This window comes from Ruegeria sp. CDSB136, assembly GCF_059610965.1.
Genome location: NZ_JBXWOP010000013.1, coordinates 133,711 through 158,340 on the forward strand (window position 1 = coordinate 133,711; position 24,630 = coordinate 158,340).

Here is a 24,630-nt window from a genome sequence, read left to right on the forward strand (position 1 = left end):
CCCTTCCGTGGACGAATATGATTGAAGTGTATCGCGCAGACAGGAAATGGCAAAAGCAATGAGCGGACAAAAACCTGTGACACCTTCTCCCGATGGTCTTGCGGCCTCGGTCAAATCAGTCAAAAGGCGGGGTTTACCGCCCGTTCACCTTTGGAATCCTCCGTTTTGCGGCGATCTGGACATCCGTATCGCCCAAGATGGTTCGTGGAGTTATTTAGGTTCACCCATCAACCGTTTCGAGCTTGTGAAGCTTTTTTCCTCAATTCTTAAGAAAGAAGACGGGAAGTATTTTCTGGTGACCCCGGTCGAAAAGGTGGGAATCACCGTCGAGGATGCACCCTTTGTCGCCGTGGACTTTGACAACACCAATGAAAGCGGTGTGCAAGTCCTGACGTTCACAACCCAGGTGGGCGATAGAGCTGCCGCAGGGCCCGATCATCCGATCCGCATTGTCATCGATCCGGAAACGAATGAGCCGTCCCTTTACATATTGATGCGCGCAAACCTTGAGGCGCGCGTTGACCGCAAAAGCTTTTACCGCCTTGTAGATATCGGCACTGACCATGACGGCTGGTTCGGCGTCTGGTCCGGGGGCGTTTTCTTTCCCCTGATCCAGTCTGATGCGCTGGAGCGTAACTAGGCCAGGCGCACCGATCTTCGGTCTTGTGCCAGCACAACCGCCAGCGCGACGATGCCCGCGCCCAGCGCGCGGGTCCAGTTCCACTCATCTCCAAGCATCACCATGATCAGCATCACGTAGAACGGCGCGATGTTGATGTGAAACGAGGCCAGCGCGACGCCCAGCCTTGCGATGGAACCGACAAACAGAATCTGACTGATCCCCATCGAAATCAGCGCATAGATCGCCAGCATCCCGACCTGATCAACGTCAATCGGAGCAGACGGCAGAATATCCATCCCCAACTGATGCGACAGGATCATCAGAATGGTCGCCATGACCAGACCACCGACAAAAACGATCGTGGTGCGCCCGGTCTGGCTCAGTTCGGGGAAATCCCTCGCCGTTGCCTGACTAGCCCAACAGAACAGAGCCGTTGAAAGCACGGCGCAGACCGCGCCCAAGCCCAGCTGCGCCGGGGCCATTGAACTGGTGGCGATCAGGCCTCCGATAATCGATACAGCAACGCCAAGGGCAAAGTTCCACTTCAGACGCCGCGTACCTGCGGCAAGTTCGAGCAAGGTCGCCGTCAGCGGGGCGCAGGACGCGATGATCGCGACGGTGACGGGATCCGTCAGTTTCTGTGCGAGGATGATCAGGAACATGCCGGTGCCTATGCCAAGCCCGCCCACCAACAGCGCGTGCCGCCACCGTGCGCGAAGAACACGTGTCGGACCGTCGATCAGGATCCAGACCGGCACCAGAACAAGCACCGCCAAAGCCAGGCGCGCCGCCAACAGGGCGACCGGGGGCCAGCTTTGAAGCAAAACCTCAGCTGCCGGAAACCCGGCAGCCCAGCACAGCATGGACGCAACCGCCAGGCCATTGCCCGACAAGGCAGAGCTCTGGCCTTGGGGCACAGACGCGGATTGACCGCGAACGGTTTCAGAGCTCATCGCCATGAATTTCAGACCTTCTGTTGGCAGGGCGTCGCAAAATTGATTCGCCGCACAGGCCCGACGGTCGGCGATGTGCCACCGCTATTCTGGTCGATTTTCGACAATCTGTCGTTTTCAGTCCCTTTCCCGGACATCACCCCGGGTCTAAGGTCCCGGCGAAAGGAACACCGAGCACATGCCAAGATTTGCCGCAAATATCTCGCTTCTGTTTGCCGAACTTCCCTATCTGGACAGGTTCGAGGCGGCCGCGCGTGCCGGGTTTTCGGCCGTGGAGATACTGTTTCCATACGATCTGGCGGCCCGTGAAACCAGCCGCGCCCTGCTGGAGAACGGGCTTGAGCTGTTGCTGATCAATGCCCCACCGCCCAACTACACAGGCGGACAGCCCGGCTATGCCGCCGTTCCAGGTGGCGAAACCCGGTTTCAGACCGATATCCGCCGGGTCCTGAGATATGCGCAGGTGCTGCGCGCGGGTCAGATCCACATCATGTCCGGCTATGCAGAAGGCTCAGCAGCGTTTGAGACCTTTGTACGAAATCTTCAATGGGCCGCTGATTTCGCGCCCACGCAGAAATTCACGATCGAACCGCTGAACACGACGTCGCAACCCGGATATTTTCTGAATGATTATGATCTGGCCGCCAATGTGCTGGACCGCGTGGATCGCCCAAATCTCGGCCTGCAATATGACAGCTTTCACGCAGAAATGATCCACGGTGATGCGCTTGCCATCTGGGACCGTTTTCACCCCCTTGTCACTCATGCACAGATCGGGGCGGCCCCAAACCGCGCTGAACCGGGGCGCGGTGAAACGGATTTTCCCGCGCTTTTCGATGCAATGGATCGCTGCGGCTATACCGGGTGGGTCAGCGCCGAATACACCCCGTCAACCGACCGAACCGCAGCCTCGCTGGGCTGGATGCAGGGATGGGGTACTGGAATTCAGGCCTGAAATGCCACACATGGGGGGCAATCAACTGACAGGATAACCGGATGATACCTGCTCGTTACGCTCATGCCCTGTACGGACTAATCATGTCTGGTCTGATGTCCTGCATGGTGACCGGCATTGCCACGGTCAAGGCGGTGGGGTTTGGGCCGGACACACTGAGCGACTGGATCGCATCCTGGATGTTTTGCTGGCCAATCGCCTTTACCGTGATCCTGCTGCTTGGTCCCGCAGTGAAACGGCTGGTAGAACGACTGGTCAGGCCCGAAGCCTGACCCGCCGCAAAGATGGCCCGCCGGGCCTGATGCGCGGCGCGTTCCCCGGGTTAGTGCGCCTCGGCCCAGTTTGCACCCTTCCCTGCATCGACAACCAGTTTGACATCCAGCCTGACCGCGGGATCGGACGCGCCCTCCATCACATCGCGCGCGATACGGATCGTTTCGTCCACAGCGTCTTCGGCCACTTCGAACAACAATTCGTCATGCACCTGCAGCAACATCTTGGCGGGCAACCCCCTGATCGCTTCCGGCATCCGCACCATAGCGCGGCGGATCACGTCCGCCGCCGTGCCCTGAATCGGCGCATTGATCGCCGCGCGGCGCGAAAACCCGGCATGCGGCCCTTTGGCGTTGATCTCGGGCGTATGGATTTTGCGCCCGAACAAGGTCTGCACATAGCCATGCTCTTTGGCAAAGGCGACCGTGTCATCCATGTATTTCCGTATCCCGGGGAACCGTTCGAAATAGCGGTCGATAAAACCCTGCGCCTCGGCCCTTGGGATACGCAGATTGCGGGCCAGACCAAAGCCCGAGATGCCGTAGATCACACCAAAGTTGATCGCCTTGGCCTGTCGGCGGATGTCCGGTGTCATTTCGTCCAGCGGCACATCGAACATTTCGGACGCGGTCATGGCGTGAATGTCCAGCCCATCAGAAAACGCCTGTTTCAAGGCGGGGATATCGGCAATATGCGCCAGAATCCGCAGTTCGATCTGACTGTAGTCGAGACTGACCATCACATTTCCGGGCTCGGCGATGAACGCCTCACGAATACGCCGCCCTTCCTCGGTCCGCACCGGAATGTTCTGCAGGTTCGGATCGGTCGAGGCCAGACGGCCCGTATTGGCCCCGGTGATCGAATATGACGTATGCACCCGGCCTGTATCCGGGTTGATATGGGTTTGCAGCGCGTCGGTGTAGGTCGATTTCAGTTTGGACAACTGCCGCCAGTCCAACACCCGGCGCGGCAACTCGTGCTCGGTCGCGAGATCCTCCAGAATATCGGCCCCAGTCGAATACTTCCCGGTCTTGCCCTTCTTGCCGCCCTCAAGCCCCATCTTGTCGAACAGTATTTCGCCCAGCTGGGCAGGAGAACCGACGTTGAAATTCTCTCCCGCCAGTTCGTGAATATCAGCCTCTAACCCGGCCATTTTCTGTGCAAATGCATTGGACATTCGGCTCAGAACATCGCGGTCGACCTTGATTCCATGCATTTCCATTTCGGCCAATACCGGGACCAGCGGGCGTTCCAGTGTTTCGTAAACCGTCGTCACCTGAACCTGATGCAGTTGCGGCTTGAACAGCTTCCACAGGCGCAAGGTTATGTCCGCATCCTCGGCGGCATAAGCCGTCGCCTCGTCAATCGGCACCTTGTCAAAGGTAATCGCCGATTTTCCGGACCCCAGCAGCGGTTTGATCGGGATCGGTGTGTGGCTCAGATACCGTTCGGACAGCGTATCCATGCCATGGCCATGCTCTCCGCCATGCATGGCATAGGACATCAGCATCGTGTCATCGATCGGCGAAACGTTGACACCATAGCGCGCAAAGATCTTGGCATCGTATTTCATGTTCTGCCCGATTTTCAGGATCGAAGGGTCCTCGAACATCGGTTTCAGCAGAGTCAGAGCCTCATCCAGCGGCATCTGCCCCTCGGCCAGTGCGTCCGAACCGAACAGATCATCAGCGGATCCATCGCGGTGCGTCAGCGGAATGTAACAGGCCTCGCCCGCCTCCACGCACAGCGATATGCCAACAAGACCGGCGATCATTTCATTGAGGCCGGTGGTTTCGGTGTCCACGGCGACCCAGCCGCGTTCATAGGCCTGATCGATCCATTTCTGAAGCGCGCCTGCGTCCCTGACGCATTCGTATTTCGACGCATCGAACGGAACCGCTTCGGCTTCCTCAACCTCGGCGGCAGGCGCGGGCGCATCGACAATGACCGGAGCCTCGGCCCCCAGCTTGTCAGCAATACGCTTGGTAAGCGTCCGAAACTCCATCTCGGCCAGAAAACCCAGCAGGGTTTCGGCATCCGGGTCCTTCACCTCCAGATCGTCCAGCGAGAAATCCAGCGGCGTGTTTTCGTCCAGTTGCACCAGTTTCTTCGACAACTCGATCTGGTCACGCTTCTCGATCAGGGTCTGGCGGCGTTTGGGTTGTTTGATCTCTTCGGCCCGGTCCAGCAGGGTTTCCAGATCACCGTATTCGTTGATCAGCAGCGCTGCGGTCTTGACCCCGATCCCCGGAGCGCCTGGTACGTTGTCGACCGAATCCCCGGCCAGCGCCTGCACATCCACCACGCGCTCGGGCCCGACGCCGAATTTTTCGACTACGCCGTCGCGGTCGATACGCTTGTTTTTCATCGCATCCAGCATCTCGACCCCGTCACCGACCAGTTGCATCAGGTCCTTGTCAGAGCTGACGATGGTCACACGGCCCCCCGCCGCACGCGCCTGGACGGCCAGCGTGGCGATGATGTCATCCGCCTCATAACCCTCCAGTTCCTTGCAAGCGATATTGAAGGCGCGCGTCGCTTCGCGGGTCAGAGGCATCTGCGGGCGCAGGTCTTCGGGCATTGCCTCGCGGTTGGCCTTGTACTGATCATAAAGATCATTCCGGAACGTGTGCGAGCCCTTATCGAAGATCACCGCCACATGAGTCGGCGCATCCGGCCCGGCGTTCCCTTCCACATATTTCTGCAGCATGTTGCAAAAGCCCGACACAGCACCGATCGGCAAGCCATCGGATTTCCGCGTCAGCGGCGGCAGCGCGTGGTAAGCCCTGAAAATAAAGGCCGATCCATCGATCAGATGCAGGTGACACCCTTTTCCGAAATTGCTCATGCGCGCTCTCCCTGTCGGTCAGGGATGGTTCTGCCACAGGGGCGCTCGGGTGGCCAGTCAAGAAGGTGATCTATCTGGCGCAGATTATGTAGACCTACGCTGTGCTGAATGCCCTGCGCGCCTTGTCCCAACGCAACCCCGTGCGATCTGCGATCAACCGCATCTGCTTGTTCAGCGAGCGATCATTCAATCGGCGGTTCAGCGTGCGCAAGGGAATGAGGTTACGTTCCCCGTACCCATCAATCAAAAGAAACATGCGGACCTGACCACGCAGCCCGTAGACGATGTTCTGTTCGTGGATATCGCGCCCCACGATCTGATATTCGAACAGCTTTTGAACAAATCGATTGAGGTCGGCCAAGACTTCCTCGGTCAGCTTGTGCTGCTCACACATCCACAACAGATGTTTTGCCAGTTTGGAGTCTTCGGATTGAACACGCTCCACCACAACCCCCGGCCCGACATCCGTCTGTACGACGCCAAACGACCGCGCCAAAGGCAGTTGCGCAATGTCCTCACCGCTTTTCAACGCGGCTTTCAGCTCACACTCGATCTCTTTCAGGGCGTTGCGATATGCGGTGTCCGGCATGATCCGCCTGATCAGCCGCTTGGAAAACGAACGGTTTCGACGTGTTCGCGGGCGCGTTACCTTGATCAACAGGTCAGGCTGGCCCGGATACGCGTAAACGTTTCTGTGGCCGCCTTTTGCCAAGGGCTCCTGATCTGACAGGTGCAAAAGCTGTACTGCACAAAGCATCCGGCCTCCGTTCCGCGCGGCACGTGTCACGCTGTCAGCTGTGTGCCTCGCTGCCAGACAGCACGTATTTGCAGTCGCAATAGGGGCATTCAACCCAGCCGGTATCCTCGGGGATCTGCAACCAGACGCGCGGATGGCCCAATGCCCCCTCGCCGCCATCGCAGGCGACACGAGCGGTTTCGACGATCTTGGTTTCCGGCGCTTCGATGGTCACGGCTGGCGATCCTTCTTCGGTTGTCGGCCTCGCGGGCATGTATTAGGTGCGTTTATGAGCGATGAGCAAACCGGGGGCAAGAGCCACATGAGCGATGCGGCAATCAGGATCGAAGGGTTGCGCAAGACCTATCGCGGCGGCAAGGGGCAGCCCGAAAAGCAGGCGCTGAAAGGTATTGATCTTACGGTTCCGCGTGGATCGGTTTTTGGTCTGCTGGGACCGAACGGGGCCGGGAAGTCCACCCTGATCAATATTCTGGCCGGGTTGGTGATAAAATCCGCGGGCAACGTGTCGATCTGGGGCTTTGATCAGGATCAGCATCCCCGCCAGTCGCGGGCGGCCATCGGCGTGATGCCGCAGGAATTGAACCTTGACCCCTTCTTCACACCGCGCGGCGCTTTGGAGGTTCAGGCAGGTCTATATGGCGTGCCCAGGGCGCAGCGCCGCAGCGATGAGATCCTCGAACTGGTTGGCCTGAGCGATAAGGCCGAAGCCTACGCCCGCACCCTGTCGGGTGGTATGCGGCGGCGGTTGTTGCTGGCCAAGGCACTGGTCCACCACCCCAGGATTCTGGTTTTGGATGAACCGACGGCGGGCGTGGATATCGAACTGCGCCAGATGCTTTGGGCCAATGTTCGAAAGCTGAACGAGCAGGGCATGACCATTATCCTGACCACGCACTACCTGGAAGAAGCGCAGGAGATGTGTGACGAGATCGCCATCATCAACCATGGCGAAAAGATCGCGCAGGACAGCACCGCGAACCTGCTGGGCCGCATGGACAGCCGCACCATGGTGATCGTGCCGGACAACCCGGTCGCCGACCTGCCCGCGACGCCGGGGGTTGAGGCCACGCTGCGCGAAGATGGCAACCTTGTCCTTCAGTATCGAAGCGCGCAGACCAGCGCCGAGCAGGTTCTGGAATCGGTGCGCGCGGCCAATATTCGTATCCGCGATGTCCGTACCGAAGAGGCCGATCTCGAGGATGTGTTCCTCGCGCTGACGTCCAGCCGCACGGATGATCCCCCGGCTGCCGATCAGGACCAGCCGCGCCGGGGCATTCACCGGGTCAAGCTTTAGGCCCGGTCTATCCGCGCCTGATAGCAGTTGTTTCGTGCAGACCGGACGTGGATATATGCAACGTCCGGGCGGGTGAAAATCTCCGTGACCTTTTTACTGATCTGATCCGTTGCGGTGATCGCGCCGGTGCCATAGACGATCCGATCGTCCTGCCCGTAGCCCTTGATCAGATAGTCGGGCGATGTGGTCAGAATCTCGGGCAGCGCTTCACCCCCGTACTGCTCGCAAGGGGCGGCACATAAGAAGATCGGGCCGGTTTCGGCGTAGGGATGTGTCTCTAAAAAAGGCCGATGTGCCAATATCAGCATTTCCTCGCCCTTAGGAATGTTTTGCAGACAATGTCGGCAGGGATTCCCAGCCCCGGTGGAAACAACACGTTCCGGGGTGGCGCCATAGGCATCCGGTCCTCCTTTCTGAAAAGCGCGTACATCTTCGGTCGGTAATGCGGTGATTTTGAACATTTCGGGTCTCCTTTTGGCAACCATGCCCGTGACCTCAAGCCCAGGCGACCCGTTTCCTGCGCAAAGGACTCGAAAAAGAACAAAACGTGAATATAATATGGAATCGCCATGTATGCCGAACTGTCGATCACATCGAATTTCACCTTCCTCACCGGGGCTTCGCACCCCGAGGAGTACATGGAACGTGCCGTTACCTTGGGCCTGCCCGCCATCGCGATTGCCGATGACAACTCGGTCGCCGGCATCGTCCGTGCCCACACGCAGGGACGCGAGATCGCCCGCAAGGTGCGTGAACGGCTGGAGTGGGAGGCGCAGAACACCTCGATCGGCCCGCCCTGCCCTGATCACATCCCCAAACCGCTCTCTTATCCGGTCCATGCAGTGCCGCGCCTGATCCCGGCGGCGCGGCTGATCTTCACCGACGCGCCCACCGTCACCGCCCTGCCCCTGAACCGGCAGGGGTGGGCTAACCTGTGCCGTATCCTGTCGGCAGGTCGCCTGCGCGCCGAAAAGGGCGACTGCATCCTGCATCTGTCAGACCTTCTGGAGTTCTCCGACGGTCTCCACCTGCTGCTCTGGCCACTAGCGATCCGGTCCCGGGGCGGCGCGAACGCATGGCGGACACAGGCACAACAGCTGACGCGCCGCTTTGCCGGGCGCATACACCTGTTGATGCACCCCCGATATGATGGCGCGGATAGCGCATATTTCTCTGTGTTAGAGACTGAATCCAAGCAGCTTGACCTCCCCACACTCGCCAGCGCCACACCGATGATGCATCACGGTACACGCCGCAAGCTGGCCGATGTGGTGACCGCCATCCGCCTGCGCCGCAAGGTCGACGAATTGGGCCGCGATGCACTGGCCAACGGGGAACAGCGCCTGCGATCCGAGGCCGAGATGCTGCGGATCTTCAAAGGCTATGAGGGTGCCGTCGCCCGCGCCCATGCGCTCAGCGAGCAACTCACCTTCTCGCTGGATGAGTTGCGCTATGAATATCCCAGTGAAGGCAGCGAACAGGAAACCCCGACGCAGCGTCTGCACCGTCTGGCACATGAAGGGCTGAAATGGCGCTATCCGGCAGGCGCATCGGAGAAGGCGCAAAACATGCTGGCGCATGAGCTCACCCTGATCGGCAAGCTGAAATACGAACCCTACTTCCTGACCGTCCGCGACATCGTCCATTTCGCCCGCTCCCGCGGCATCCTCTGCCAGGGGCGTGGCTCGGCGGCCAACTCTGTCGTTTGCTTCTGCCTCGGCATCACCGAAGTCAGCCCCGAGATGGGCACAATGGTCTTCGAACGTTTTGTCTCGGAAGCTCGCGATGAGCCACCCGATATCGACGTGGATTTCGAACATGAACGCCGCGAAGAGGTGATTCAGCACATCTATGACCGCTACGGTCGCGAACGCGCAGGCCTCTGCGCGACGGTCGTGCATTATCGGGGCAAGCGCGCCATACGCGAGGTCGGCCGCGCCATGGGCCTGACCGAAGACACCATATCTGCGCTCTCGTCGCAGCTCTGGGGATTCTTCTCAGCTGCCGGGCTCGAGGCGCACCGGATGCGCGAAATCGGCCTCGATCCCGAAGATCGACGGCTGAAACAGACTCTAATGTTAGTGTATGAGATCGATGGCTTCCCCCGCCACCTGTCACAGCACGTGGGCGGGTTCATCATTACCGAGGGGCGGCTGGACGAACTTGTCCCCATCGAAAACGCCACCATGGAAGGCCGTACGGTTATCTGCTGGGATAAGGATGATATCGACAGCCTGGGCATCCTCAAGGTCGATGTTCTCAGCCTCGGGATGCTGACCTGTATCCGCAAGGCGTTTGATCTGATCGGGCAGCATCATCAGACCGATTACACATTGGCCACCCTGCCGCCCGAGGATCCGGCGGTTTATGACATGCTGTGCGTGGCCGACAGTGTGGGCGTGTTTCAGGTGGAATCACGTGCACAGATGAACTTTCTGCCGCGGATGAAGCCGCGCAAATTCTATGATCTGGTGATCGAGGTCGCCATCATCCGCCCCGGCCCCATTCAGGGCGACATGGTCCATCCCTATATCCGGCGGCGGAATGGCGAAGAGCCGGTTGTTTTCCCGTCTGATGCGTTGGGTGAGGTGCTGGGCAAGACCATGGGCGTGCCGCTGTTTCAGGAACAGGCGATGCAGATCGCCATCGTGGGCGCGGGTTTCACCCCGGAACAGGCTGACCGATTGCGCCGTTCACTGGCAACATTCAAGAAACATGGCAATGTCAGTGAATTCCGCGCCCTGTTTCTGCGCGGCATGAAGCGCAACGGCTATGAGGATGATTTTGCCGAGCGTTGCTTCTCGCAGATCGAAGGCTTCGGCTCATACGGCTTCCCCGAAAGCCACGCGGCCAGCTTTGCGCTGCTGGTCTATGCTTCGGCCTGGATCAAATGCCACCATCCCGGCATCTTCGCCTGCGCGCTGCTGAACTCGCAGCCGATGGGGTTCTATGCCCCGGCCCAGATCGTGCGTGATGCGCGCGAGCACGGGGTTCAGGTCCGCCCGGTCTGCATCAATGCCAGTTTCTGGGACAATGTGATGGAACCCGATGGCCATGGTGGGTTGGCCCTGCGGCTGGGGTTCCGCCAGATCAAGGGTCTCAGCGAGGAAGACGCCAGTTGGCTCACCGCCGCGCGCGGCAATGGCTACCATCAGGTCGACGATGTCTGGCGTCGTGCGGGCCTTGGCCCCTCGGTGATCGAACGCCTGGCCGAGGCCGACGCCTTTGCCGCCTGCGACCTGACCCGGCGCGAAGCGCTGTGGCAAGCCAAGGCGATTGCGACCGCCAAACCCTTGCCGCTGTTCTCGCAGGATCTGGAAGGTGAGGCGCTGGATGAGCCCGAAGCCTACCTGCCACAGATGACATTGGGCGAGCAGGTGGTCGAGGACTACGTCGCCACCCGTCTCAGCCTCAAGGCGCATCCGGTGGCCTTGCTGCGGCACCTGCTGACGCCGGGCCAGCGCGACAAAACCACCCCTGTAGCCTGACCGGATAACCGGATATTGCCCAAGAACAGAGTCGAATCCCAGGATCGTCATGACCCGACCTACCCTGCCCCCACGCTTTCCGGCGACACCGGACCAGATCAACACGCAAGTCCGCGCTTTCTATGCACGTGTGCGCGAGGAAGCCGTGCTTGGCCCGGTCTTTGCCAACCATGTCGACGACTGGCCCGCGCACGAGGAAAAGATCGCCGCCTTCTGGCGCAATGCCATCCTGTTCGAGCGCAGCTATGACGGTAACCCGCAGCGAGTCCATATCGAACGACCCGATGTGAAACCCGAACTTTTCGCCCGCTGGCTCGACCTGTTCGAAGAAGTCGCCACCCAAACGCTACCGCCTGAAACCGCCACGCCGTGGGTCGCATTGGCTCGTCGCATCGGTGTGGGGATGAAGGCCGGGGTGCAATCGGCGCGCCAGCCCAAGGACGCGCCGCCGATCCTGCAATGACCTCAGATCATGGCGGCTTTGCCATGTTAGCGGTAAAATAGGGGCTATCCGCCCCCGGAAAATGTGTTTAGTCAAAGGAAAAGCCAGCCCGAGAATTCATCCGGGCTGCCGCGTCAATCGCAACCACACCGACCCACGACCCGAGGCCAACTGATGAGCACTCAAAACTCCACCCTTCGGGGACTTGGCTACGCGTTTCTGGGCTTTGCGGTCTTTGCCAGCCATGACGCGCTGATCAAGGTCCTGGGCGGCACCTATTCGGTGATGCAGATCATCTTTTTTGCCACGCTGTTTTCCTTTGTCCCCATGGCTGTCACGATCCTGACCGACAGGACGACAGGAAACTTTCTACCCCATCATCCATGGCTGGTGCTGCTGCGGTCCGGACTGATGGTCACGGCCATGTCCTGCGCGTTCTATGCCTTCTCGGTCCTGCCGCTGGCCGAGGTCTATTCGCTGCTGTTTTCCTTCCCGCTGATCGTCACGGTCCTGTCGATCCCGATTCTGGGCGAGGTGGTTCGCGCGCAACGCTGGGCCGCGGTCGGCGTGGGCCTGATCGGCGTGCTGATCGTTTTGCGCCCGGGCACAACGGATATCACGCTGGGCCATCTGGCCGCCCTGACGGCCGCCTTCTGCAGCGCCTTTGCCTCGGTCCTGGTACGCAAGATCGGAAACGAAGAACGCTCGGCCGTTCTGATCCTCTACCCCATGCTGCTGGCCATCGTGGTGATGAGCCTCGCCCAACCGGCGGTGTATCTGCCTCCATCGCTGCTGCACCTAGCGATGATGGCCCTGGTCGGCGTTTTCTCGGTGATCGCACAGCACCTGATCATCATGGCCTATCGTTCAGCACCTGCAGGGGTGGTTGCACCCAGCCAGTACAGCCAGATCATCTGGGCCACGATATTCGGCGTGGTCTTCTTTGGCGAACAGCCCGACGGCTGGGTCGCAGTCGGCGCCAGCATCATCATTGCATCAGGCGTTTTTGTGGTCTGGCGCGAAAGCCGGTCCAACACCACTTCGGCTAACACCCCGGTTCTGCGGGTGCGATCACCAAGGTCGGATACGGGGGCGTCGAGACCGGGAGAGTAAGTTGTGCTCTGCTGTTTCGGTTTCCAATAAGTTACTTTCCAGCCTTCAGTCTGATTTTGTAGTCGCCATTTGCTCCTTTCTCATCAAATTTTCCTGTGGCACGAACCAAATCGCTTAGCTTGGAAAACCCATAGGTTCTAGGATCAAAATCCGTATAGATTTTGTTAAGCTGGCTACCCACAAGCCCCAGTTTCAACCAACCTTCTGGCTCGTCAGAATTCCGCACTACGTTCCCGATCAACTGGAACGCGTGATTCAATTCCCGCTTCGGTTCTTGGTTATCAGCTTGTTTTTTGTGACATACGCCTGCTTCGATATTCTCGATGTAGATGAACCTTTTGCAAGCCGCTACAAACGCTTTCGGGGCTTTCCGTTCCCCTATTCCAAAAACGTCCAGCCCCTGCTCTCGAATACGGCTTGCCAGACGCGTGAAATCACTGTCGGAGGAGACCAGCACAAATCCACTGAACCGGCCAGTGTGCAGTATATCCATTGCATCAATAACCAGAGCAATATCGCTTGAATTCTTGCCGGATGTGTTTGCGAATTGTTGATGCGGTACGATGGCGTATTCGGCCAGAGATTTCGCGTCCCACCCCTGTGGAGGCCCGTTGGAGAAATCACCGTAAATCCGTCTTAACCCTGCCTCACCCAAAGTAGCAATTTCTTCAAAAATATCGGCAGCGTGTTTTGAGGGAACGTTATCCGCATCAATCAGAACCGCCAGCCGGTCCGTACTCATTGTCGTCACTTCAATTCCTCAAATCAGAATTTAATTTGTAATGAGGAATGTATGCACGAAAAGAGGCGGGAAAATGCCCGCCCCGTGATTTTTTAATCTGATCAGTAAACGACGACCGAGCGGATGCTCTCGCCCTTATGCATCAAGTCGAACCCGTGGTTGATGTCGTCCAGACCCATGGTGTGGGTGATCATCGGGTCGATCTCGATCTTACCTTCCATGTACCAGTCGACGATCTTGGGCACGTCGGTCCGGCCACGGGCGCCACCAAAGGCGGTGCCGCGCCACGAGCGGCCGGTGACCAGCTGGAACGGGCGGGTCGAGATTTCGGCCCCTGCAGGTGCCACGCCGATGATGATCGATTCACCCCAGCCCTTATGCGCCGATTCAAGTGCTGCGCGCATCACGCCGACATTGCCGGTGGCGTCAAAGGTATAATCCGCGCCGCCCTTGGTCAGATCGACCAGATAAGGAACCAGATCGCCTTCAACTTCGTTCGGGTTCACGAAATCGGTCATACCGAACTTGGTGGCCATCTCGACCTTGGACGGGTTCAGGTCGACGCCGACGATCTGATCCGCTCCGGCCAGACGCAGGCCCTGAATCACGTTCAGGCCGATACCACCCAGACCGAACACGATAGCACGGCTGCCGATTTCGACCTTGGCGGTGTTGATGACGGCGCCGATGCCGGTGGTCACACCGCAGCCGATATAACAGATCTTGTCGAAGGGTGCGTCCTCGCGCACCTTGGCCAGCGCGATTTCCGGCAGAACCGTGTGGTTCGAGAAGGTCGAACAACCCATGTAGTGCAGGATCGGATCGCCATCCAGCGTCGAAAAGCGTGACGTGCCATCCGGCATCAGGCCCTGACCTTGCGTGCTGCGGATCGCCTGGCACAGGTTGGTTTTGGGATGCAGACAGTATTCACACTCACGACATTCCGGAGTGTAAAGCGGGATCACATGGTCGCCCGGCTTCAGGCTGGTCACACCCGGACCAACCTCAACCACAACACCTGCGCCTTCGTGGCCCAGAATGGCCGGGAACAGGCCTTCGGGGTCAGCACCTGAAAGGGTGAATTCGTCAGTATGGCAGATGCCGGTGGCTTTGATTTCAACCAGAACCTCGCCCGCCTTGGGGCCTTCAAGGTTCACGTCCATCACTTCCAAAGGTTTGCCCGCCTGAACGGCAACGGCGGCACGGGTACGCATGGTGTTTGTCTCCCTGTCTTAAATTGCCCCGACCCTGCGTCAATTGCAGAGCGTTTTCAACTGCGCTTTGATGGCAAATTGGCTAATTGTTTGATATTGCAGAAACGACATTGTCAGAAAGAGGAACGCCAATGCTTCGATTAATCCCGCTTGTGATCCTTCTGGCAGCCTGTACCGACACCAGCATTCCCGAAGATGTCGCCGCCACCCCCCAAGCCGCTTCGGTGGAACTGGCCTTTTGCAATGGGGAACCCTTTGCCGATTCCGTTGGCCAGCCGGTCTCGAGCATCCGGGCGGATCTGCCCGAGCGAGCCCGTGTACTGGGCCCGGATGACATCGCCACACAGGATTACCGCATCGACCGGCTGAACGTTTACGTGAACGGGGCCGGGATCGTTCAGCGGCTGGCCTGCGGGTAGGGGTCGGACTCGACTCTGGCATCGATTCTCAGATAAGAACAAAATGAGAACACTTTGATGTCTGCCGATGCCCAAACGCCGAATACTTTCGCTGTGGTTCCCCCGTCTGGGGGCTGAACGGCTGGTCCGCGCCGCGCGGGGCCTGCAGGATGGGCCTTTGGCCGTGGTGACCGAGCAGTCAAATATGCAGGTCGTCACCTCGCTGAACGCCGAAGCCCAGGCCGCCGGTCTGCGCGTGGGTCAGCCGGTGCGCGACGCCCATGCCATGTGTGCAGCACTTGTGACACGCCCCCGCAATGCCCCGGCCGAGGCCGCGTTTCTGACCGCGTTGCGTCGCTGGGTGGGCAAGTTCAGCCCTTGGGTGGCCGAGGAATCACCGGACGGGCTGATTGTCGACCTGTCGGGCTGCGCGCATCTGTTCGGTGGCGAAGAAGCGTTGCTGAGCGTGATCGAGACCGACTGCGCCGATATGGGGCTGAGCGTGCAGATGGGCATCGCAGATACGTTGGGGGCAGCCTGGGCCTTGGCGCGCTATGCCGGGCAAGAGGCCACGTCCGACCGCAACGGTGACGCCATCAGCCAGGAGGCCCGCGCCACGCGCGCCCGCGCAGGCAAGCGGCGGCACTGGACCAAAGGCGGGGCCGCGCCGCAGGTGATGGCACTGGGTGGCGGCGCACGGATCGCAGCACCGGGGCAATCCTATGGCGCGCTCAGCCCCCTGCCCATCGCAGCGTTGCGGCTCGAGGATCAGGTGGTCGCGCAACTGAACCGGCTGGGCCTGCGCCGGATCGGCGATCTGCTGGGCCAGCCCCGCGCCTCTCTGGCGCGGCGGTTCGGGCGGGGGCTGGTGCTGCGGCTGGATCAGGCGATGGGCAGCGCCCCCGAGCCGGTCTCGCCCGCCCGTCCGCCGCATCACTTTGCGGTGCGGATGACCCTGCCCAACCCGATCGGATTGGTCGAGGACGTGATGGCCGCCATCGACCGGGTTTTGCCCACGCTCTGCGCCAGATTGGAAGAGAAGGGCCGCGGCGTCCGTACCCTACGGCTCGAAGCGCATCGTGCGGATCAGGCGGCCGAGATCATCGAGGTCGGTCTGGCTCGCCCAACCTATGACAAACACCGTATTCGCCCTTTGTTAGAGATGAAAATCGACAAGATCGACGCAGGTTATGGCATCGACATGCTGCGACTTGAGGCGGTGCAGTCCGAGCCCATCCACGCCCGGACCCGAACCGGCCATGCCGAAGCCAGCCGCGCCGCCCGGGAACGGCTGGAGGGTAACAGAGCCGTCGAAGACCTGATCGGAAAACTGGGCGCGCGGGTGGGTCTGGAGGCGATCACACGGCGCCACCCGGCGGCTTCTCACATCCCCGAGAAAACGGCTCAGACTCTGGCCGCCGCGTGGTCGGAACCCGCCCGCAACTGGCCCGTTCCGCCACGCCCCCGGCCTTTGCAGATGTGGCAGCCCGAACCGGTGATGGCCCCGGAAACCCCAGAAGTGCCCGGTGCCTTTCGCTGGCGCGGGCGGGACTGGCAGTTGGCACAAGCCACCGGTCCGGAACGCATCGCGCCCGAGTGGTGGCTGGACGATCCAAACTGGCGCAGCGGGGTGCGCGATTACTGGGTGGTGGTGACGGAACAGGGTGAGCGGCTTTGGCTGTTTTACGGCCATGGCGGCACCCTGTCGGCGGGCTGGTTCTGTCAGGGGCAGTTCGGCTGATACTACCTGCCGCGAAACACCAGAAAGTCCGGCAGATAATCAAAAAACCGGACCAGCCACGAAAACGGAGCCGGAAAATCGGTGCGAAACCGGCGTCGCGACATCGCCTTGACCACACGGTTTGCCGCATCTTCCGGCGTCATCAGCATCGGCATCTTGAATTTGTTCTTCTCTGTCAGCCGGGTCTTGATGAAACCGGGGTTGACGATGCGCACAGTCACACCGGTGCCGGCAAGATCAAGCCGCATGGATTCCGCCAATGAAATCAGCGCTGCCTTGCTGGCGGCGTAACCAATCGCCGCCGGTAACCCACGATAACCCGACAACGACCCGATCAGCGTGATATCCCCGCGACCAGCCTGAACAAAGCCCGGCACTGTTTCGCCAAGAACCCGCAGGGCACCCGTGAAATTCACGTCATTCATCGCAAGAACGGCCTCGGTATCCCAGTGTTTTGCGGGCATCGGCTCGTAGATGCCGGCATTGTAAACCAGTCCGTCGACCTCTCCGACCTGTTGCCGCGCACGGCGAACCGCCTCAAGGTCCGCGACATCAAATGGAACGGCGCGCGCATTGGGCAGCGACCCGCAGATTTCTTTCAGACGTTCGGCGTTGCGGGCGGACAGGACCAGATGCGCCCCTTTGTTGCTCAGCGCCTCGGCCAGCGAGCGGCCCAGCCCTTCACTTGCGCCAATGATCCAGTAGGTCTTTCCATCAAAATCGATCATGCCTTTTCATTCCGGTTGTAACAGTCGTTTTACGCACCGGTGACCCGAAAGGATCACCCACCGTCCGGACCTGGGGATGCCACCTCAAACAGCCTTGGGATGCTAAGATACAGCAAAGTATTGCTTTTTATTGATCCACTGTCTTTGGCCCCGCGTATCTCAGTAAATAACGCATAACGAGGATGGAATGTTCGACGAAACCCCGCGTGTACGCAAGAAAATCGCAGTCATCGGCGCAGGCATTTCAGGCCTCTCTGCAGCTTATTACCTTTCCGAAGACAACGACGTAACCGTGTTCGAGGCCGAGCCCCGGCTGGGTGGTCACGCCCGAACGGTTATGGCTGGAAGGAACGGCGACCAGCCCGTCGACACCGGGTTCATTGTATTCAACTACGTTACCTACCCGCATCTGACGCGCCTGTTCGATGAACTGAACGTTCCCGTCAGCAAAAGCGAGATGAGTTTCGGGGCAACCATCGACAACGGCCGGATCGAGTACGGGCTGAACAACCTGCGAACCTTGACGGCGCAGAAACGTAACCTGACACGCCCTGCCTATTACAAGATGATTGCGGACATTTTGCGCTTTGGAAAAGAAGCACCCGATGCGGCCAAGGATGACGACACCACAATTGGCGAACTGGTTGACCAGTTGCGCCTGGGTCACTGGTTCCGCCACAACTATCTGATGCCAATGTGTGGCGCGATCTGGTCTACACCGGTCGAGTTCGTCGACCAGTTCCCGGCCCGTTCACTGGTTCAGTTTTTCCGTAACCATGCTCTGTTGGCCTCTGGCCGCGCCAATCAGCATCAATGGTACACGGTCACGGGCGGAAGTATCGAATATGTCCGCCGGATTGATGCGGCATTGCGTGCGCGTGGCTGTGAGATCCGTCTGGCCGCACCGGTTGATCACATTCAGCGCAGCGATCTGGGGGTTACAATTCACAGCCATGGTGTCTCGGACCTGTTTGACGAGGTGATACTGGCCACGCATTCGGATCAGTCGCTTGCCATTCTGGGCCAGGGTGCCACTGCATCAGAGAAGGCTGCATTGGGCGCAATCCGGTATCAGCCGAATGTCGCAACGCTTCACTGCGACCCCGCCCAGATGCCGCGTCGGCGCGCCTGCTGGTCCAGCTGGACCTACCGGTCGCAAGCCGGACAGGTAGGCGTGACATACTGGATGAACCGGCTTCAGAACATTCCTGATAGCGATCCTCTGTTCGTTACGCTGAATGCGCCGACCGAAATCGGCGACGACAAGATCTATGATCAGGTGGAATTTGCGCATCCGGTCTTCGACAAGGCCGCCATAAAGGCGCAGACGCAGATTCGAAACATGCAGGGGCAAAACCGGACATGGTTTGCCGGAGCCTACAACCGGCATGGGTTCCATGAAGACGGGATTGCCAGCGCAATGCATGTTGTCGGGTTGATCAAAGGAAACTCGCAAACACCCGGAGCTGAACATGGCGTTCCTCAAGAAGCTGCCATCCCTGTTTCAACCGACGCATAACAGCTGGCGTTCCGCGCTGTTGTCCGTCGCGATGCTTGCCCCCGGCGGGCTGGCGGCGTCTCCGGTCTTTGGTGTTCTGGACAATGCTCAGACGCGCGGCGCGGCGACCTTCCGGTACCTGGGCTTTCCTCTGTATGACGCGCAACTGTTCACGCAAGGAGGGGCGCCGCTCAGCTGGAGCAGAGATTTTGGCCTGGAACTGCGTTATCGGCGGAACCTGACAAAAAAAGCGCTCGTGAACTCGACACTGGATGAAATGAAACGCATCGGGCGCGCCGCGCCGGTTCGGCAACAGCTGGATGGTTGTTTCGACGCCGTCAGCAAAGGCGACACCTTTCTGGCCGTGTCACAGGGGCCGGACAAAGTGAGCTTCTGGCTGAACGGTCGCAAGACATGCACGATGGCTTACCCGGGGATCACACGCAGCTTCATGTCCATCTTCGTGGGCGAAAACACGCGCTCCGCCGCTTTCACCAAGTCGCTGTTGGGGAAATGATGCTTTATCCGCGGGTCAGCCTGTATGCGCTAATGCTTGCTGCGGCCGGTATCCCGCTGTACATACATTTGCCTCGGTTTGCGGCCGTCAATCTGGGCATTGGACTGGCCACGATCGGCACGGTACTTCTGGCGATCCGCCTGATCGATCTGGTGCAGGATCCACTGATCGGCTGGGCCATAGACCGTTGGGCAGGTGCGCAGGTTCTGTTTGCGGCCATGGCCATGGCGGGTCTGGCGGTCGGATTTCCCCTGCTGTTCTCATTACCTCAGGGCGCAAGTGTGGCGGCTTTGGTCGCCATTCTGATCCTGTTGTTTTCAGCCTATAGCCTTGGCACTATCCTGCTTTATGGCCGCAGCGCGACACTTGCCAAACGGCCTGACCCGAAAGAGCTGATGACGCTGGCCGCCTATCGGGAAAGCGGGCAATTGGCCGGAGTGATCCTTGCCGCAGGTGCGCCGGCATTGCTGGCGGCCCTTGGGGCGCAATCGCAAGGATATCCCGCATTTGGGCTGTTCCTTGGGATAATGGCTATCCTGTCAATAGTTTTGACATTCCCCATGTGGCGGCGACCGCCGATAACCGGAGAAGGGCTGACATATTCCGGCCTGGGCCAGGCTGGTGCGCTCAGGCTGCTGGTGCTTGCTCTGGTAAACAGCCTGCCTGTGGCAATAACATCCACACTCTTTCTTTTCTTTGTCGAAGACCGGCTGCAACTGCCTGGTAAAGCGGGACCTCTTTTGATCCTGTTTTTCCTTAGCGCGGGCGCAAGTGTTCCGTTCTGGGCGCGTCTCAGCAACCGAATTGGCCCAAAACAGACTCTGATTATTGCGATGCCTCTGTCAATTGCCAGCTTTGTCGGGGCGGCCCTTCTGGCGACCGGGAACCTCACGGGGTTTGCGTTGATCTGCATGACCTCGGGCGCGGCGCTGGGGGCAGACATGGTGGTCTTGCCCGCCATGTTCTCGGTGGTTCTGACACGTGCCGGGCTGAATGCTTCGGCTGCGTTCGGCATCTGGTCATTCGCTGGGAAACTGGGCCTGGCCTTGGCCGCCTTCTTCACATTGCCCCTGCTTGAACGCAGCGGATTCACCCCCGGACAGGCTAACTCGGCCCAGGCATTGAAAACACTCAATCTGGCTTACGCCGTGCTGCCCTGCATTCTGAAACTTGGCGCGTTTGGATTGGTCCTGACGTTGCCCTCAAAGGAGCCCGTCCAATGAAACTCCTTGCAATTCTCCTGTTTGCCCTGCTTGCCCTGTTGTTTGCAAAAAGGCGCTATTTCAGCTTTCGGTCTCAATCACCCGCAGATTATTCCGACACAGGCCCGAAGTTTTCGCTGAAAGAGCAACTGAACGGGGAAATCCTGTCCGAAGGGCTGATCTTTGGGCCAAACGGAAAGATGTCCAACAGCTTTGTCGCGCGCATGGTGGGGGAATGGACCGGAAATTCCGGGACGCTGACCGAGCATTTCACCTATTCCAACGGCAAACAAATTACCCGCAAATGGTACCTGACCCTGGGCACCGGCAACACTTTTACGGCAACCGCAGACGATATTGTCGGAGAAGGAAATGGCGTTATCGCAGGCTCGACCGTCAGGCTTTCCTACCGGATCGTGCTGCCTGAAGACGCCGGCGGGCATATTCTGGACGTCACCGACTGGATGTATCTGACCGAAAACGGCGCGATCATGAACCGGTCCGAGATGCGGAAATTTGGGGTGAAGGTCGTCGAGTTGATAGCGACCATGCGCCCCGCCCCAGCGGTCAAGACCAACCACCTGAACGGTGCACATGGCCGGGACGCGGCGACTGAGGCGAGGCCAATGCAATGACCTTTCGCCGCTTTCTGGCAGGCTGTATGGCCATTGCCGCGCTTACGATCCTTGCCGCCTGTTCCGCCAAGCCAAAGGTTCCCAAGACCTTTCTTTCTGATCGCCAACTGAACCTTGAGGAATTCTTTGATGGTCAGACGGTGGCCTATGGGCAGTTTCAGGATGTTTTGGGAAACGTCTCGCGCCGCTTCACGGTCGATATTGAAGGCAGATGGACCGGCGAAACACTGACATTGGTCGAAGACTTCACTTATGACGACGGTGCGACCGAGCAGCGCGTCTGGACCCTCACAAAAACAGGTGAGGATACCTGGACCGGAACAGCCCCGGGTGTGCTGGGCACCGCATCTGGCATCGAGCGGGGAGACACTTTCAACTGGAAGTACAGCATCGACCTGCCGGTCAAAGACGGCACGATGCGGGCCGATTTCGATGACTGGATGTGGCTGCTGGACGACGACAGGCTTCTCAATCGTGCATACCTGTCACGATTTGGTGTCCGTTTGGGCGAGGTTATCCTGTTCTTCGAAAAGAAGTAGTTCGGGCGTGAGCGGCCACGGTCATGCAACCGCAGCCTGACGCAACAATCGGCTAGGCACCGAATTCTGTCTGAACACTAGGCCGACTTTTCAGTTTTGTCCTCGACTGGCTCAGCATCCATTTCGATCACGTCCGCCTCGTCACTCGAAACATCCACAACGTCTTGTTCCGTCTCGGATTTATCCTCGAGCGCGCCGACGATCAGAGGCAGCATATGCACCCCTGTGGCACTGGCGATTTCCGGTGTTTGCGGCGTTTGCCAGCTGAGCGTATCAAAGCTGTGACAGTTCTGGCAGACCGGGGCCCACTCAGCCTGAATGTCGTGACAGTTGTCACAGACCCATTGCGGACCGCGCGGCGCGTTCAGCGCCTTGGCCAGCCACCCTTGCACCACCGCGTCCGACGAACCCTCGCCCCGCTCAATTGCAGCCATCAGCGTATAGGCCCGGGCATCTGCCTGTTTTTCCACCACATCGCCCAGCGCGCGGCGGGCTTCGGGGAAATCTTCGGCAACGATATTGAGTTCCGCCAGTATCAGCCGGGTTTCCTGATGCTGAGGATGAATGCGGGTCAGTGCCGTAAAGCGCTTGATCCGTTCGGATGGCGTTTCATCCGGCACGATCTCGGCAAAGGCATGCGCCAGATCGGGGTGAGGCTGAACCTCCCAGGCTTTTTTCAGAATCTTGGTTGCCGCCCGGGGCTTGCCCTTGGCGATATAGGCCCGCGCAGCCATTGCAGCGGCCGGAACCAGATCGGGTGACAGCCTGTTGGCTTCTATCGCGTGCTCCTGCTGTTCGAGAGTCGCATCTTCGTCCAGAATATCCTTGGCCTCGGACAGGGCCAGAACTGCATCGCGGCGTTTGAACACATCACGCGGCAGGTGGCCCGCTTTCAGTTTGGCCGTCAAGGTTGAACGCGCGCCAGCCCAATCCTGCGCCTTGGTCTGGAGACCCAGCAGAATATCCTGCGTTTCCTGATGCCTCGGCTTGATCGCCAGCGCCTTTTCGGCCAGCTTGCGCGCGGTTTCATCATCACCTTCGGCAAGTTTCTGTTTCATGATGCCGCGCACACCGACAAAACGGGTCGAGTTGTTCGTAACCAGTTTCTTGTAGGTCTCTGACGCCTTTTTGGTGTCGCCATTCAATTCGGCCGCCTGCGCCACCAGCAGGTTCGTCAGCTCGGGCTTGTTCAACAGTTTTTCGGCCTTTGTGGCCTTGTTCAACGCTATGCGTCCTTCCCCCGAAGCCAGCGCCATCAGGCCGTCAGCCAGCGCCTGATAGCCGCGCTGTTCGCGACTGCGGTCGAAATAGCGCGACAGGGCGGTTTCGTCGCCATTCAGGAATTTCAGCGTCGCAACCAAAAGGCTGAGCAGCTTGAAGAACAGCCAGACACCCAGGACCAGCAGACCCAGCCCAATCACTGATTGAAGCGGCCCTAACGTGTATTCCGTGCCCCCGGCCGTGATCTGAACACCGCCGCTGGTTTCCATAAGGAACCCTGCGCCCATGGCCAGCAGACCGATAATCGCAACAAAAACAAGAATCTTAAACAATGACCACAGCATGGCAGGCCCTTCAGTTCGAGTTTGCGCTTGGTTGAAGCGCATTTGCGGCGGCTACAGCGGCGACCCGTGTCTGAGCCGCCTGTTCCCAGTCTGCCATTGCCGATTGTCCGGCTTCAGGCAGGGATTTGAGTTCATTCAGCGCCGCCGGCAGGTCCCCGCTGGCCAAAGCGGCCTGCGCCCGCGACAGGATCGCGTCCGGGCTGTCCCCATCCTGCGGTGTAACTGACCGGGCGCCGGTCTGGCGCTGCAAAAATGCAATCACACCCGCACCTTTGTCCGCATCACGAGCGTCCGCCAGCGCCGCCCGGGCCGCCGGATCAAACGAGGCCCGCAGGCTGGACAGGCTGTCCACACCCTTGTCCGACGGACCCGACAAGGCGTCAGGCACATCCACGCCGTTGGCTGTCAGTTCGGCCACCAGATCGGCATAAGGCTGACCCGCATCCAGTTGACCCTGCAGGCGCGACACGATCGCTGCGTTGGTCGCAGCCAGTGCTTCGGCCGAAGCTTTCGCCTCAAGCGCCTGTGCGTCGCTTACCATCTTCTCGACCTCGGCGCGCTGTGCGGCCAGGGAATCCTGCAGCTTTTTCAACTCAGCCTCGAAGGCAGCTGATGTTTCCTGAGATGCCCCCTGGGTCAGAGCGTTGCTTTCAAGATCACTCAGGCGGGTGTCCAGAGGAGCAACCTTGCTGCTGAGTGTGTCGACACTGGATTTCAGGGCACCCAGATCCGTTTCGACCGGGGCCAGCTTGTCAGCCAGGGCAGTTACCTGATCGGAAAGACCGGAAACATCCGGGGCGTCTGCAAGAGATTTCGAAAGCTCCGCAATCTGGTCTGACTGTTCGGCCAGTTTCGCCTCAAGCGCGGAAAGGGCGTCTTCTGAACCCGAGCCATTGGTCAGATACCCGCTGCCCACGACATAGCCGACAGCCGCCGCGACCACGCCGCCGATCAGGGCCGGCACGAACCCACCCTTCTTTTCCACAACCCGTTCGACAGTTTTTTCTGCAACCGGCGCAAGCGCGGCTTCGGCTTCGGCTTCGGCTTCGGCTTCGGCTTCGGCTTCGGCTTCGGCTTCGGCTTCGGCTTCGGCTTCGGCTTCGGCT

At 59.5% G+C, this 24,630-nt stretch carries 24 protein-coding genes; 14 read left to right on the forward strand and 10 right to left on the reverse strand.

Annotated elements, in window-relative coordinates; genetic code table 11:
- The first annotated feature begins 58 nt into the window (after nt 1–58).
- Nucleotides 59–640 (forward strand): DUF1285 domain-containing protein, encoded by a 582-nt coding sequence (locus AC2FIR_RS15035; protein ID WP_496746936.1) that lies wholly within the window; start codon nt 59–61, stop codon nt 638–640.
- Here the strand turns inward: AC2FIR_RS15035 and AC2FIR_RS15040 are convergent.
- Nucleotides 637–1,581: a DMT family transporter gene (locus AC2FIR_RS15040; protein WP_480440982.1), complete on the reverse strand. Its 945-nt coding sequence runs from the start codon at nt 1,579–1,581 to the stop codon at nt 637–639. The genes AC2FIR_RS15035 and AC2FIR_RS15040 overlap by 4 nt on opposite strands.
- 172 nt (nt 1,582–1,753) lie before the next feature.
- Between AC2FIR_RS15040 and AC2FIR_RS15045 the strand changes: the two genes are divergently transcribed.
- A complete protein-coding gene (locus AC2FIR_RS15045) occupies nt 1,754–2,530 on the forward strand; it encodes a hydroxypyruvate isomerase family protein (protein ID WP_496746938.1) in 777 nt (258 codons plus the stop codon).
- A gap of 41 nt (nt 2,531–2,571) precedes the next feature.
- Nucleotides 2,572–2,802, forward strand: coding sequence for a DUF2798 domain-containing protein (locus AC2FIR_RS15050; protein ID WP_170807077.1), 231 nt, complete (start codon nt 2,572–2,574; stop codon nt 2,800–2,802).
- Nucleotides 2,803–2,852: 50 nt separating this feature from the next.
- Here the strand turns inward: AC2FIR_RS15050 and polA are convergent, their stop codons facing one another.
- The 3 genes from polA to AC2FIR_RS15065 all read right to left on the reverse strand — a co-directional run bounded on the left by polA (nt 2,853) and on the right by AC2FIR_RS15065 (nt 6,622).
- Entirely contained in the window at nt 2,853–5,651 is a 2,799-nt protein-coding gene (gene polA / locus AC2FIR_RS15055; protein ID WP_496746939.1) for a DNA polymerase I, read from the reverse strand.
- A gap of 94 nt (nt 5,652–5,745) precedes the next feature.
- Complete coding sequence (locus AC2FIR_RS15060) at nt 5,746–6,408, reverse strand: YrbL family protein (RefSeq protein ID WP_496746940.1); 663 nt, start codon at nt 6,406–6,408, stop codon at nt 5,746–5,748.
- Nucleotides 6,409–6,442: 34 nt separating this feature from the next.
- On the reverse strand, nt 6,443–6,622 hold the full coding sequence (locus AC2FIR_RS15065) for a zinc-finger domain-containing protein (protein ID WP_170807080.1): 180 nt from the start codon (nt 6,620–6,622) through the stop codon (nt 6,443–6,445).
- Between the two features lie 87 nt (nt 6,623–6,709).
- Between AC2FIR_RS15065 and AC2FIR_RS15070 the strand changes: the two genes are divergently transcribed.
- The gene (locus AC2FIR_RS15070) at nt 6,710–7,702 is read left to right on the forward strand and encodes an ABC transporter ATP-binding protein (RefSeq protein WP_496746952.1); all 993 of its coding nucleotides are present in this window, start codon (nt 6,710–6,712) and stop codon (nt 7,700–7,702) included.
- Here the strand turns inward: AC2FIR_RS15070 and AC2FIR_RS15075 are convergent.
- Nucleotides 7,699–8,163: a DUF1203 domain-containing protein gene (locus AC2FIR_RS15075; RefSeq protein ID WP_496746942.1), complete on the reverse strand. Its 465-nt coding sequence runs from the start codon at nt 8,161–8,163 to the stop codon at nt 7,699–7,701. The genes AC2FIR_RS15070 and AC2FIR_RS15075 overlap by 4 nt on opposite strands.
- A gap of 108 nt (nt 8,164–8,271) precedes the next feature.
- Between AC2FIR_RS15075 and AC2FIR_RS15080 the strand changes: the two genes are divergently transcribed.
- The 3 genes from AC2FIR_RS15080 (at nt 8,272) to AC2FIR_RS15090 (ending at nt 12,745) form a co-directional block, all read left to right on the forward strand.
- Nucleotides 8,272–11,190: an error-prone DNA polymerase gene (locus AC2FIR_RS15080; RefSeq protein ID WP_496746943.1), complete on the forward strand. Its 2,919-nt coding sequence runs from the start codon at nt 8,272–8,274 to the stop codon at nt 11,188–11,190.
- 49 nt (nt 11,191–11,239) lie between these two features.
- A complete protein-coding gene (locus AC2FIR_RS15085; RefSeq protein ID WP_496746945.1) occupies nt 11,240–11,653 on the forward strand; it encodes a group III truncated hemoglobin in 414 nt (137 codons plus the stop codon).
- A gap of 153 nt (nt 11,654–11,806) precedes the next feature.
- Complete coding sequence (locus AC2FIR_RS15090; protein ID WP_170807084.1) at nt 11,807–12,745, forward strand: DMT family transporter; 939 nt, start codon at nt 11,807–11,809, stop codon at nt 12,743–12,745.
- 31 nt (nt 12,746–12,776) lie between these two features.
- Here the strand turns inward: AC2FIR_RS15090 and AC2FIR_RS15095 are convergent, their stop codons facing one another.
- Both AC2FIR_RS15095 and AC2FIR_RS15100 read right to left on the reverse strand, forming a co-directional pair.
- Complete coding sequence (locus tag AC2FIR_RS15095; protein ID WP_496746946.1) at nt 12,777–13,487, reverse strand: NYN domain-containing protein; 711 nt, start codon at nt 13,485–13,487, stop codon at nt 12,777–12,779.
- Between the two features lie 101 nt (nt 13,488–13,588).
- A complete protein-coding gene (locus AC2FIR_RS15100) occupies nt 13,589–14,701 on the reverse strand; it encodes an S-(hydroxymethyl)glutathione dehydrogenase/class III alcohol dehydrogenase (RefSeq protein ID WP_170612866.1) in 1,113 nt (370 codons plus the stop codon).
- A gap of 131 nt (nt 14,702–14,832) precedes the next feature.
- Here AC2FIR_RS15100 and AC2FIR_RS15105 point away from each other — a divergent pair, with 131 nt between their 5' ends.
- Both AC2FIR_RS15105 and AC2FIR_RS15110 read left to right on the forward strand, forming a co-directional pair.
- Nucleotides 14,833–15,120, forward strand: a complete 288-nt coding sequence (locus AC2FIR_RS15105; RefSeq protein WP_496746947.1) for an I78 family peptidase inhibitor — start codon at nt 14,833–14,835, stop codon at nt 15,118–15,120.
- A 67-nt stretch (nt 15,121–15,187) separates the two neighbouring features.
- The gene (locus tag AC2FIR_RS15110; RefSeq protein WP_480523025.1) at nt 15,188–16,840 is read left to right on the forward strand and encodes a DUF6504 family protein; all 1,653 of its coding nucleotides are present in this window, start codon (nt 15,188–15,190) and stop codon (nt 16,838–16,840) included.
- 2 nt (nt 16,841–16,842) lie between these two features.
- On the opposite strand, the gene AC2FIR_RS15115 is transcribed toward AC2FIR_RS15110, so the two are convergent.
- A complete protein-coding gene (locus AC2FIR_RS15115; RefSeq protein ID WP_170612860.1) occupies nt 16,843–17,568 on the reverse strand; it encodes an SDR family NAD(P)-dependent oxidoreductase in 726 nt (241 codons plus the stop codon).
- Nucleotides 17,569–17,755: 187 nt separating this feature from the next.
- Between AC2FIR_RS15115 and AC2FIR_RS15120 the strand changes: the two genes are divergently transcribed.
- The 5 genes from AC2FIR_RS15120 to AC2FIR_RS15140 are packed head-to-tail and all read left to right on the forward strand — an operon-like array spanning nt 17,756 to nt 21,959.
- Complete coding sequence (locus AC2FIR_RS15120) at nt 17,756–19,087, forward strand: NAD(P)/FAD-dependent oxidoreductase (RefSeq protein ID WP_170612858.1); 1,332 nt, start codon at nt 17,756–17,758, stop codon at nt 19,085–19,087.
- The gene (locus AC2FIR_RS15125) at nt 19,041–19,583 is read left to right on the forward strand and encodes a hypothetical protein (protein WP_496746948.1); all 543 of its coding nucleotides are present in this window, start codon (nt 19,041–19,043) and stop codon (nt 19,581–19,583) included. Before AC2FIR_RS15120 ends, AC2FIR_RS15125 begins: the two co-directional genes overlap by 47 nt.
- Nucleotides 19,583–20,806 (forward strand): MFS transporter, encoded by a 1,224-nt coding sequence (locus AC2FIR_RS15130; protein WP_496762619.1) that lies wholly within the window; start codon nt 19,583–19,585, stop codon nt 20,804–20,806. The genes AC2FIR_RS15125 and AC2FIR_RS15130 overlap by 1 nt, the downstream gene beginning before the upstream one ends.
- Nucleotides 20,803–21,420 carry a DUF3833 domain-containing protein gene (locus tag AC2FIR_RS15135; RefSeq protein ID WP_496746949.1) on the forward strand — a complete coding sequence of 206 codons (618 nt, stop codon included), beginning with the start codon at nt 20,803–20,805 and terminating at the stop codon, nt 21,418–21,420. The genes AC2FIR_RS15130 and AC2FIR_RS15135 overlap by 4 nt, the downstream gene beginning before the upstream one ends.
- On the forward strand, nt 21,417–21,959 hold the full coding sequence (locus AC2FIR_RS15140) for a DUF3833 family protein (protein ID WP_496762621.1): 543 nt from the start codon (nt 21,417–21,419) through the stop codon (nt 21,957–21,959). The genes AC2FIR_RS15135 and AC2FIR_RS15140 overlap by 4 nt, the downstream gene beginning before the upstream one ends.
- Nucleotides 21,960–22,036: 77 nt before the next feature.
- Here AC2FIR_RS15140 and AC2FIR_RS15145 read toward each other — a convergent pair whose 3' ends face one another.
- Nucleotides 22,037–23,524 (reverse strand): heme biosynthesis protein HemY, encoded by a 1,488-nt coding sequence (locus tag AC2FIR_RS15145; protein ID WP_496746950.1) that lies wholly within the window; start codon nt 23,522–23,524, stop codon nt 22,037–22,039.
- A 10-nt stretch (nt 23,525–23,534) separates the two neighbouring features.
- The coding region (locus AC2FIR_RS15150) for a COG4223 family protein (protein WP_496746951.1) at nt 23,535–24,630 on the reverse strand (1,096 nt) is incomplete at its 5' end.

Bases quoted from the DNA above. Each gene is read 5' to 3' on its own strand.
- AC2FIR_RS15035 (WP_496746936.1), top strand. From the start codon at position 59: ATGAGCGGACAAAAACCTGTGACACCTTCTCCCGATGGTCTTGCGGCC.
- AC2FIR_RS15040 (WP_480440982.1), bottom strand. From the start codon at position 1,581: ATGGCGATGAGCTCTGAAACCGTTCGCGGTCAATCCGCGTCTGTGCCC.
- AC2FIR_RS15045 (WP_496746938.1), top strand. From the start codon at position 1,754: ATGCCAAGATTTGCCGCAAATATCTCGCTTCTGTTTGCCGAACTTCCC.
- AC2FIR_RS15050 (WP_170807077.1), top strand. From the start codon at position 2,572: ATGATACCTGCTCGTTACGCTCATGCCCTGTACGGACTAATCATGTCT.
- polA (WP_496746939.1), bottom strand. From the start codon at position 5,651: ATGAGCAATTTCGGAAAAGGGTGTCACCTGCATCTGATCGATGGATCG.
- AC2FIR_RS15060 (WP_496746940.1), bottom strand. From the start codon at position 6,408: ATGCTTTGTGCAGTACAGCTTTTGCACCTGTCAGATCAGGAGCCCTTG.
- AC2FIR_RS15070 (WP_496746952.1), top strand. From the start codon at position 6,710: ATGAGCGATGCGGCAATCAGGATCGAAGGGTTGCGCAAGACCTATCGC.
- AC2FIR_RS15075 (WP_496746942.1), bottom strand. From the start codon at position 8,163: ATGTTCAAAATCACCGCATTACCGACCGAAGATGTACGCGCTTTTCAG.
- AC2FIR_RS15080 (WP_496746943.1), top strand. From the start codon at position 8,272: ATGTATGCCGAACTGTCGATCACATCGAATTTCACCTTCCTCACCGGG.
- AC2FIR_RS15085 (WP_496746945.1), top strand. From the start codon at position 11,240: ATGACCCGACCTACCCTGCCCCCACGCTTTCCGGCGACACCGGACCAG.
- AC2FIR_RS15090 (WP_170807084.1), top strand. From the start codon at position 11,807: ATGAGCACTCAAAACTCCACCCTTCGGGGACTTGGCTACGCGTTTCTG.
- AC2FIR_RS15095 (WP_496746946.1), bottom strand. From the start codon at position 13,487: ATGAGTACGGACCGGCTGGCGGTTCTGATTGATGCGGATAACGTTCCC.
- AC2FIR_RS15100 (WP_170612866.1), bottom strand. From the start codon at position 14,701: ATGCGTACCCGTGCCGCCGTTGCCGTTCAGGCGGGCAAACCTTTGGAA.
- AC2FIR_RS15105 (WP_496746947.1), top strand. From the start codon at position 14,833: ATGCTTCGATTAATCCCGCTTGTGATCCTTCTGGCAGCCTGTACCGAC.
- AC2FIR_RS15110 (WP_480523025.1), top strand. From the start codon at position 15,188: ATGCCCAAACGCCGAATACTTTCGCTGTGGTTCCCCCGTCTGGGGGCT.
- AC2FIR_RS15115 (WP_170612860.1), bottom strand. From the start codon at position 17,568: ATGATCGATTTTGATGGAAAGACCTACTGGATCATTGGCGCAAGTGAA.
- AC2FIR_RS15120 (WP_170612858.1), top strand. From the start codon at position 17,756: ATGTTCGACGAAACCCCGCGTGTACGCAAGAAAATCGCAGTCATCGGC.
- AC2FIR_RS15125 (WP_496746948.1), top strand. From the start codon at position 19,041: ATGGCGTTCCTCAAGAAGCTGCCATCCCTGTTTCAACCGACGCATAAC.
- AC2FIR_RS15130 (WP_496762619.1), top strand. From the start codon at position 19,583: ATGCTTTATCCGCGGGTCAGCCTGTATGCGCTAATGCTTGCTGCGGCC.
- AC2FIR_RS15135 (WP_496746949.1), top strand. From the start codon at position 20,803: ATGAAACTCCTTGCAATTCTCCTGTTTGCCCTGCTTGCCCTGTTGTTT.
- AC2FIR_RS15140 (WP_496762621.1), top strand. From the start codon at position 21,417: ATGACCTTTCGCCGCTTTCTGGCAGGCTGTATGGCCATTGCCGCGCTT.
- AC2FIR_RS15145 (WP_496746950.1), bottom strand. From the start codon at position 23,524: ATGCTGTGGTCATTGTTTAAGATTCTTGTTTTTGTTGCGATTATCGGT.